Below are 6,529 nucleotides of genomic sequence, written 5' to 3' on the forward strand. Positions count from 1 at the left end.
ATGAGTGTCAGTTACGGTCCAGCAGAGCGCTTTCGCCACCGGTGTTCTTCCCAAGATCTACGCATTTCACCGCTACACTGGGAATTCCCTCTACCCCTACCGCACTCTAGTCATTCAGTTTCCACTGCCTTTATCTGGTTAAGCCAGACGCTTTAACAGCAGACTTGAACAACCACCTACAGACCCTTTACGCCCAATCATTCCGGATAACGCTTGCATCCTCCGTATTACCGCGGCTGCTGGCACGGAGTTAGCCGATGCTTATTCCTCAGATACCGTCATTATTCTTCCCTGAGAAAAGAGGTTTACAACCCAAGAACCTTCCTCCCTCACGCGGTATTGCTCCGTCAGGCTTTCGCCCATTGCGGAAAATTCCCCACTGCTGCCTCCCGTAGGAGTCTGGGCCGTGTCTCAGTCCCAGTGTGGCTGATCGTCCTCTCAGACCAGCTACTGATCGTTGCCTTGGTGCGCTCTTACCACACCAACTAGCTAATCAGACGCGAGCTCATCTTAAGGCGGTTTTACCCGTTTCACTAAAAGGCATATTCGGTATTAGCAGCGGTTTCCCACTGTTGTCCCAATCCTTAAGGCAGATTCTCACGCGTTACTCACCCGTCCGCCACTAAGTTCCGAAAAACTTCGTTCGACTTGCATGTGTTACGCATACCGCCAGCGTTCATCCTGAGCCAGGATCAAACTCTCAATGAATGAGTTTGTTTGGCTCCGAATTTTAAAACGTTATATATAACGTTTTAAAATTCCGGAATCCTATAATTGTTTACTTATATCTTGGGGACTCATAATCTTACTGCCCCAATCAATAAATGATTTCTGACGAGAATTGGATGCAAATTTTGGCTTTCAAACTATTGTCTTTTCTTGGTTCGGCGTGTCAGAGTCACTTTCCTTGACACTCTTTCATTGTAACTAGACAACTTGGGAGTGTGTGGAGGTGAAACCGTACTTTTTCAGGATGGTTGCACTACTTCTTACTTGAGCATGAAACACATCTTTTTGTCCGGTTTGCTACCAAGACGCAAGAATCTTGCCGCTTCCCTTGACACTCATTCATTGTAACTAGACAAGGATGGGAGTGCGCTTAGGTGAAACCGTAATTCCACAGGGGTGGTTGCACTACTTTTTGTTGGAAGTGGAACGTACCTGGGTGTTCGGTTTGCTGCCAAGACTTCAAGTCTAGGGGGCAACTCTTGGGCACTAAACGAGTATAGCGTATGGTTTTGGAATTGTGGGGATGAAATCGTACTTTGTGCTTACCGGAAAATCTTTTCTTTGTCGGTAGGAATAGCGTACTTGCTTGTTCAGATTAGTTTGTGTGCGAAGTATTTTGAAACTAGAAGGGGTAAAAGTAGATTAATTTGATTACTGCTTAATTACGCTTATCCCGCCCGCTATACGGTACATCCAGCAAATCAACCGCCCGTTTCTTCGCCGCTTCCCCACGCCTATCATACTTACTTGTAGTACTTGGCGACGCATGACCTGCAAGTTTCGCTACGGTGACGATATCTGCCCCCGCATCCAATAGATTACCGATAAAAGTTCTTCTAAAATCATGGGGTGTAAACGCCTCCACACCTGCTTTTTCCCCCCGCCGCTGCAAAGCCCGCAACACCCCCTGCTCGCTCATTCGTCGATGTATAATTTTCTGCGCCTTATCTAAAGGATAAAATAGCGCTCCCGGTGCTTTCCCCCTGATAAGCAACCAATCTTGCACAGCCCGTACTCCCGCTTCAGGTAAGTATACAATTCGTTCCTTCCGCCCCTTGGCTTCGCGTATTGTTAGTGACCGACTGCGCGGCTTAAAATCGTTCAAATCAAGGTGCGTGACCTCACTGCGACGCAACCCGACCGTCAAAACCGCGAGCAGCGCCGCATCTCTCGCCCCTAATGTTGAGTTATCCTCTCTACAATCATTCCATAGTGCAGAAATTTCCTCAGTATCGAGCGCCCGCCCTTTCAGTAAACTCTTACCCCGCACAGAAGAGATATCAGTTGCCTTCCCGTAATCTTCGGTGGACATCAACCCCAACCGCCATGCTTCTTTTAGCGTTCGCCGCAACGCACATAGAATTTTGTTCGCCATCGCGGGACTGTATTTTTCCATCAGCACTGACCGTACCGCAGCAGTATGCTGGTAGCGTAACTTTGACCAGTCAAGAGTTGATGCATCGCAGACATCCGACGTTAACAACCGGGCAATCTCATTGAGAGCTTCGCGCATCGTGCGACGGGAACCAGATCCCAACGAAGCAAGGTACACTTCCGCCGGGTGTAAAGTTAGCGGGACTGGTGACGCTAACGCCAGCGACTCCGGGTTGAAATTGGAATTGGCGATCGCACTTTTTGTCACGGCAGTTGCGCCCCTCGCGAATAAACATATCCTCTGCTAAATGAGGCTCCCTTTACAACAAATATTTACAGGATTTTTCACGCACGGGGATGTAAATGTGTTGCGAGAAGACAACTTCTCTACACCCATTTTGGGCGAAAGTCGCTCACACAAGGAAAGACGCCTGTCAATTCAGATGAGACGCCATCAGCCCGGTCATTAATTGTTCGGGCAGGTTCAGGCGTGATATTGAAGCGGATGCGCTCGGGATGTTTTCTGCTGTGCAGGTAGAATATCGGCGTAGATGGCAGCATTGAGCGTGAGTTCGGTTTGGCTTGGAGAACCAGTGAAAGTAACGCTTGTTCCCTTGTTTATATGTGATCTAAACTAAATCCCCGTGTATTTTTGAGAAAAAATGTATCATTTTCTTTGATGAAATCGCCTGTACAAATGACTGGTAAACGTTCTTGATATGCTTTAATGGCGAGGATATAATCATGGTCAGCAAGTTCTGTTTTGATTTTCCGCAATCTCTCACCCACAACACCAAGTAGCGTAATTTCTCCACTTAATTTATCGTCATTGGGAGTATTAATTTGCATGACTACTCCCTGAATGGTAATATTGGGAGCAGTAGTAATGAGTTCGCTTAAAATCTCAATTTGCGAGCGATTTTCTACAATTTCTAGTGTTTCTATGGCTTCCCGGATGCGAGTAGCATAATCACCCAGATTGCGCTTATTGGGTAGCAATATTTCAAATTCACCGCGCTCTGGTTCTTGCTTGAGCCAAATGGTAGCATTATCGAGAAAAGGACGGTCAAAATGCCAGCCATGAGCCTGTAAGTAATCTCTAAGCTGTTGTGGCTCGATAGTTTTGAGAATTTCCACATCCCGTACGGTAACTTTCATGGTTTTACTCCTTGACCAATTCCTTGCATAATTGATTGGAGAGTGGCGACTGTGAATTGGTTAGTTCTAGGTATGGTGACAGTCACAGTCGTTGTATTTTGCGTTCTTAACATTCCCAAGAGCGATACCCAATAGCCGCAATACCTCATACAAAGTTCTTGTTCTGACTGTTGCAACCAGTCGGCTAAGTTGTCGGGGATTAACACCACAACTAAGATTCTGGGAATAGCAAACTCATCCAATCTCAAGTCGTTGTAGTTTTTGAGTTTGAGCGGGTAGCGGATAGCGTTGTCGTCCTTGACATCTCTTGATGTTGATTAAAGAGGCAATTCTAAGCGTGGGGCGCGGATGCGTCCCATAACACCAGTGGCTGCGATTCCCCAGTCTACGCTGTCATCATCCACTGCTGGCTTGTAGAGCGAATAACCTGCAACGGATGTAATAGTATGTAAATAAGCGTTGCTGAATTGTTCTTTTTGCTGGTTGATGTCCACGCTTGTGATGAAGTTTATACAGAAGATAAGATATTGTTACAATTTATCGTAATCCTCTGGCTCTACATCAGGAACTTTATTCAACACTTGCTGAAATTTATCCCAACTACCGCGTTTGGCTTTCTCGAATATATAATCTTTGGTCATCCATGCTGAAACTTGTGCGGATAAGGCAATAGCTACAAGTTGTTCAATGGACATATTTTCTTTGGCTGCTAAGGCTTCAATTTGTTTATATAAAGAATCAGGAATTTGCACGTTTAAGTTGCTCATGATATTTCTCCTACTTGAACCCTCCCCCGAATTCTATTCGGGGCATTACGCCACATCAAGAGTGCGCGCTTTTCGCCCTCAGAGGCGTCATGGTGCTTAGGTTGGTGGCTTGTTGGAAACCCGCTCCGAGGGAGAATCAGACTGCCTGCGTTCAGACTCGCTTACGGGAATTGCGGGTTGAGTACGGTGTACTCACTTGGGCGAGTTACTTAACATCGTTATCAGCCGTTTAAGTTGACCAACCCGCTTGCGTTGGTCATAGCGGCGTTTGGCTTCCGTGGTGATTTTCTCCATAAGCGCGTCCTCAGCGTTAGCAACCGTCCAAGCAGCTTCTAGAAATACCTCAACCGTGATTCCTCTGTCTTTACAAAACCGGGTTAATTCCTGGTCGAGGTCTTTTTCGAGAACGATCGCGGAATGTCGTCGGGTTTCGGGATACTTTTCGAGTTCTGCTTTGAGTTCGGTGAGTGTGTCTGCTGGTGCAGCAGTTGGTATGAGTTGTTCGGTAACTGGGGTGGGTTGTAGTGGGTTTTGTTCCTCTGCGTTTGGTTGCGTTGGTGTTTCTTGTTCTTGCGCTTGCGGTTGTGGTTGTGGTTTGGGAACAAGCGCATCAGTTCGTGCTGGAACAGTCGGGCGATTGCGTTTGTTGCGTAGTTGGTCGAGTACGTTATCTGACATTTTTATTTGCTCCCAATTAACTTACCAATTTTCTCGATTAAGATTTCAAACGGATATTCTAGGTCGGTGTATCCCAACTCGCTAAGGGTTGTACGTTTGTTGATGGCTTGTTTGTAGCGTTCGGATTCCCGGATTGAGGGTAGAACCAAAGAGTCGCCTACTTCGTCGCGCATGCCATCTACCGCTGCCCGACTTTCTTGCGCTTGGGTGTTACCAAACCAGCGATCGCGGAAGGGCAAGACACCCAATACTTCGGCATCTGTTGCGCCGACATCTCGCAAGCCACCCAGCAAGTCAAGCGTCCGCACCAAGGAGCCATAACCTTTTACTGATGCTTCTGCGGGGATAACCAAAAAATCTGCAGCGCCAATAACTGTTAAACAAATTTGCGATCGCTGGGGTGGGGCATCGATAATGCACACTTTGAAGATTTTTGCAACTGCTTCTAACCTGCGCTTCAGTAAGGTTGCGCCAACTCCGCTATTGGAGAGGTAATCCTGTACCGTGTCGAGTTGGTCATCGGCGGGAATCAAAAAAAGATTGTCGTTGTCTAGTGTTGGGTAGATGCAGTCCTCTGGGGCGACTGTTTTTTTGAGAAATTCCAAGAGGGTTGGTTGATTGGGTTCTAACTCGAACCCCAGATAGGTAGTGAGATTGTGTTGGGGGTCAGAGTCGAGCATCAAGGTGGGGAAACAGGAGCGCGATAGCAGCCGACCAAGGAACAGGGCAGTTGTCGTCTTCCCCTGACCCCCACTAAGGCTGGTGATGGTAATTGTCAACATATATACATTTGTTAAATTAGCTTTTCAACCTAGAATCATTTAATCATTTTGTTAAATACTAAGTTTATTAATTTAACTTTTTATTAATTTAGCTTTTGGTAAAATTAGCTTTTTAGGAGGAAGATAGGCGTGGTAGTTCTTCGATTGTCAAGCTCCTATTTTTCGACTCCTGCTTTTAGTCGCTTTGATTAAAATTAGCTTTTTCCTAAATTAGCTTTTTGCTTGAAAGGTAGATGTAGCAGTTCTTCGCTTCATACTCGCGCCCGCCTCTGTTTTTCAGCTTGGGCGTTTAAAAGTCGCTTTTACTAAAATTAGCTTTTTACAAAAAGCTAATTTTTTATTTTTATTTGTTTAAAAAATACAATTAGGTGCAGTTGGTTGCAAGGTTATCGGACTGGATGATACAGCCCATCCCTCTCATTAAAGCGCCATCCGTGTTTGCTGGGGTCGCGGTCTTTGCACCAAAGTTCAAATTCTCTCGGGCTAAAGGTTGCGCGTTTTTCTTGAAGTGTTGAAACATTGGTATTCAGCCGCATTGCTAGGTTTTGTTCGTTAAAAGGTTGAAGTTGGGGTGGTTGGAAGTTGTGTTGGTAGGAGTAACCCGATTTCTGACGTGGTTTTGATGCATTGAGGCTATGTTGCATCTGCATCAATGCTCCCTCAAATTGTGCCAGTCGTATGTTGAGTGCTTCAAGTTTTCCCTCCAATGCAGTTATCCTTTCTTCATGATGGGTGTTTGTGCTGTTTTCATCTTTGCTGGAGGCTAAGTGCAAAAATTCTTCTTCGAGTTGGTGCAGTCTCGATTCTATACTGGTTTCTACACCTGGTACATCTCCTAGAACGTGGTGCAGCCCTCGTATTACGAGGTCAGTGGCGGTGGTGTTTAGCTCGGATGCTTTGGCACGGAGTGCGTCTGCTAGGGGTTTGGGGAGTTTGAAGTTAATTGATTCCCGCTCGATTTTTGCCATGTCTGTACTGGATATACACCCGGTATAGAAAGCGTACAGCTTCTTGGTCGCGAGGGATCTTGTCGCGTGATTT

8 protein-coding genes, 1 rRNA gene and 1 pseudogene are annotated in these 6,529 nt (G+C 46.2%); all 10 read right to left on the minus strand.

Features of this window, described 5'->3' with window-relative positions; translation table 11 throughout:
* Window positions 1-708 (minus strand): 16S ribosomal RNA (locus V5G28_RS00115); the annotation flags it as partial.
* A gap of 679 nt (window positions 709-1,387) precedes the next feature.
* Window positions 1,388-2,371 carry a tyrosine-type recombinase/integrase gene (locus V5G28_RS00120; RefSeq protein ID WP_336229237.1) on the minus strand — a complete coding sequence of 328 codons (984 nt, stop codon included), beginning with the start codon at window positions 2,369-2,371 and terminating at the stop codon, window positions 1,388-1,390.
* A gap of 119 nt (window positions 2,372-2,490) precedes the next feature.
* Window positions 2,491-2,664 carry a hypothetical protein gene (locus tag V5G28_RS00125; protein ID WP_336229239.1) on the minus strand — a complete coding sequence of 58 codons (174 nt, stop codon included), beginning with the start codon at window positions 2,662-2,664 and terminating at the stop codon, window positions 2,491-2,493.
* 57 nt (window positions 2,665-2,721) lie between these two features.
* Window positions 2,722-3,261 carry a hypothetical protein gene (locus tag V5G28_RS00130; RefSeq protein WP_336229241.1) on the minus strand — a complete coding sequence of 180 codons (540 nt, stop codon included), beginning with the start codon at window positions 3,259-3,261 and terminating at the stop codon, window positions 2,722-2,724.
* A pseudogene (locus V5G28_RS00135) lies at window positions 3,258-3,554 on the minus strand (DUF4365 domain-containing protein); the annotation flags it as partial. The pseudogene V5G28_RS00135 and the gene V5G28_RS00130, both read right to left, overlap by 4 nt.
* Window positions 3,555-3,578: 24 nt before the next feature.
* Complete coding sequence (locus V5G28_RS00140) at window positions 3,579-3,755, minus strand: hypothetical protein (protein ID WP_336229242.1); 177 nt, start codon at window positions 3,753-3,755, stop codon at window positions 3,579-3,581.
* Between the two features lie 36 nt (window positions 3,756-3,791).
* A complete protein-coding gene (locus V5G28_RS00145; protein ID WP_336229244.1) occupies window positions 3,792-4,028 on the minus strand; it encodes a hypothetical protein in 237 nt (78 codons plus the stop codon).
* 192 nt (window positions 4,029-4,220) lie between these two features.
* On the minus strand, window positions 4,221-4,706 hold the full coding sequence (locus V5G28_RS00150; protein ID WP_336229245.1) for a hypothetical protein: 486 nt from the start codon (window positions 4,704-4,706) through the stop codon (window positions 4,221-4,223).
* 2 nt (window positions 4,707-4,708) lie between these two features.
* Window positions 4,709-5,488 carry a ParA family protein gene (locus V5G28_RS00155; RefSeq protein ID WP_336229247.1) on the minus strand — a complete coding sequence of 260 codons (780 nt, stop codon included), beginning with the start codon at window positions 5,486-5,488 and terminating at the stop codon, window positions 4,709-4,711.
* 386 nt (window positions 5,489-5,874) lie between these two features.
* Window positions 5,875-6,456, minus strand: a complete 582-nt coding sequence (locus tag V5G28_RS00160; protein WP_336229248.1) for a hypothetical protein — start codon at window positions 6,454-6,456, stop codon at window positions 5,875-5,877.
* Window positions 6,457-6,529 lie beyond the last annotated feature (73 nt).

Origin of the sequence: Scytonema sp. PRP1 (assembly GCF_036697665.2) — a bacterium.
Classification (GTDB): Bacteria; Cyanobacteriota; Cyanobacteriia; order Cyanobacteriales; family Nostocaceae; genus Kalymmatonema; species Kalymmatonema gypsitolerans.